The organism is Endozoicomonas sp. SESOKO3, assembly GCF_024606255.1.
The window spans coordinates 1-1,487 of record NZ_JAHHPR010000588.1 but is presented as its reverse complement, the minus strand read 5'-3'; the positions used below and the strand labels follow the sequence as shown (position 1 = coordinate 1,487).

Annotated in this window: 1 protein-coding gene; it reads right to left on the bottom strand. The window is 60.4% G+C overall.

Annotated elements, in window-relative coordinates; genetic code table 11:
* Positions 1-1,487: hypothetical protein (locus KDK18_RS10035; RefSeq protein ID WP_257254764.1), on the bottom strand; the 1,487-nt coding region annotated here is incomplete at both ends.

Genomic DNA, 1,487 nt, shown 5'->3' with positions numbered 1-1,487 from the left:
ATCGTGCCCCTGCGTTGCATCCTGCGATAGTGCTCCATTTGGATAAACAGCCTGATTTCCACAAGACCGTCTGGCCAGCCATCGGGAAGTTGCAGGCGAAAGACCCGTTTGCGGTCACCTTCATTGTGGGTCAGTGAGTAGCCGGGCCCCTGTTCGGAAAAGGCCAGGTCATCCCGGCGAGCCAGCCTGATCACCTGTTGCCCGCCCTTGGTCTGAACCGAGGCCTGGTGACGACCCAGTTCGTTATCGGGGATGACATTCAGGGTCTCCCGGCCGGGGCCCGGAGGCAGTGGCGGACGCTGTTGCAGGAGATCAAGCCATTCATTGGCCCTCAGGGCATGGTTACGCAACCCGGCCGGATCGGCAGTTTCCATAGCCTTGAGCCGCTTGTGGAAAAAATACTCCGCCAGCAGCGGCTCAGCGCCAGTCAGGGATGGCTTCCTGAACAACCCGAGAAGGGAGTTCTCCAGATTGCCCGTCTGGTCCGTGGTCAGCGGTGACAGGATACGCTTGATGGCATCCCGGTAATAATCCGGGTTAGCCGACGCGGGCGCCCGCTGAAGCTCAGCCTGCAAAGCAGTTGCATGCTGGCTGGCAGGCGGCTCCTGTCTTAACAGTGCAAGGAAACCGGTAAGCTCATCCCCTGACAGTGTGGACAGGGCACCCTTCTGATTTTCAACAGCAATGAGATGCTGGTCTCCCATCCGGGTTATCTTTTGCCGATCGGGGCTGGTCAGGGCCAGGGTTTTCCGGCTACCCGTGGAGACCGGCACATGACCGTTGGCAACCTCATCGAGGGGAAGCTGTCCGGGACGGGTCCATTCATTGCGCACAGCCCGGGCATTCGTCAGACGCTCTACGGCACCGCTCAACCGCGTCAACATCCGTTGTCGGTCTGTCGCTGTGAAGACGTCGCCCCGCTGGTCTTTCAGGGCGTGGGTCAGCACATCCCCAAGCTGCCCGGCCAGGTTGTCGATCCCGGCCAGTGCCCTCAGCTCATTGGCGTTAAGCACAGATACGACCGCATCCACCGGGTCAGCCAGAAGTCTCGTCTGTGAAGTCACCTGACCCTGGCTGAGCAGCTCATTCCAGGCCACCTGCGTCAGCAGTGAGCGGAGGTTGCCCAGCCTCGAACGATGGGCACCGGGTAACTGGTCAATTAATCGGTTGCAATAATACTGTACCCGCTGGAACAGTGACCGGGTGTTCTCATCCCCCACCAGTCCACCAAAGCCGGACAGCGGGTCAGCAAGGGCTTTATAGGCAATCCGGACTTGCTGGCCGGTTTTCACGGTGGTTATCCCACCCGGGGTAGTGACTGTCTGAACCGTTGCGGGAGCGGAGGCAGTGGCCTGAACGGGCAGCAGGCCAAATGACGCCCGAAGCTGGTTTTCCAGTTGCAGCAGCGTCCGGTCACCGGTGGGCTTTTCCCCCTGCCACCATCTCATGGCAATGGCTGGTGAACTCTGGTCAGTCACGGCCAGTGC